Source organism: Acinetobacter sp. YH12072, from assembly GCF_013419565.1.
Lineage (GTDB): Bacteria > Pseudomonadota > Gammaproteobacteria > Pseudomonadales > Moraxellaceae > Acinetobacter.
In genome coordinates, this window is record NZ_VOZV01000097.1 from 1 (window position 1) to 1,123 (window position 1,123).

At 41.2% G+C, this 1,123-nt stretch carries 1 protein-coding gene; it reads right to left on the reverse strand.

Translation table 11 applies throughout. The annotated features are described in order from the left end of the window. Positions 1-13 precede the first annotated feature (13 nt). A partial coding sequence (locus tag FTU19_RS16170) for an IS4 family transposase (RefSeq protein ID WP_180131924.1) occupies positions 14-1,123 on the reverse strand: 1,110 nt, incomplete at its 5' end.

A 1,123-nucleotide genomic window follows, 5' to 3' on the forward strand; every position in this document is an offset into this window, starting at 1 on the left:
TAATGCCAGTCAGTTAAGAAATTGACTGGCATTTTCTTGGGTATTTCAGTGGTTTACCTTTCACAACTCTTGGGCAACTTCTAACCCTCCTCTCAGGCAAAACATACCTCCTAGATTTCTCCAGTAAACTTTCTAGATGTTTGGGTAAATTCCCTGCGGAGTCTAAAGAGTCGAATCTTAATATATTAAGGATGCCGATAGATGCAATATGAAAGCTGATTCTCAAAGGACTGACTTTTGCACGTTGAGCCATATATTTCATTTGTCTTCTTAGAATATTATAAGCAATGAAGACACCCCATAATTCTTGATAAATTAAATCAGGTTGCTTGCTCCTCAAATGCTTACTTTCCTGTAAATCACTTTTGATTTCTCGGTAACACATTTCTATTTCCCAGCGCTGAGCATAAAGCTTTGCTAAGGCTAGCAGTGGATATATCTTTGAATCTATTAATGAAGTGATATAGCGTCTAATTTTTCCTGCCTGCTCAACTTCAATCAAACGCGCTTCCCAATAATCCCCTAATGTTGAATTCAGCTTCTTGGCTCTTGCTGATATTGGCATCCTGATATGAAAGTCATGCTGGGAATTACGCTTAATGATCTCATAGCGTAAATTATCTTTTGCGCGCATAAGCCAATGGCTTGCCTCTGCACGTGTTTGCCATCCTATTAGAAAATCAGCAGAAAAATAGGCTCGATCAAACAGAGTAATACTATGCGATGGAGGACATAATCGATTTGCCAGTGTAAGTTCACCTTGATCCATGCTACCTATTTGGGCATCAATGATTTCATGGGTGTTGGTATTCACCAGACAGGTTGCTCTCACTTGCGGATAAGGTGCTACCGCAGTTTTACCCTTAGATGAGCCAAAGTGTGCAAAATTCTCATCTGTATAAGGCATAGACCAAACCACCCCGTCAACAGCACATACACTAAGGCCATGAAAGTTTGAGTATTGCTGTTGGGATTCTTCAAACCAGGCTTGGCTGAGTAGAGAAAACAAGGCATTCAAGGGCTCTCGCCCTAAGCGTTGTCGTGCTTGTACTGCTGCACTGGGAACGCAATATTCTGTGGTACCAAACACAAGTTTTAGTTGCTCTACCACATACCCGATCGG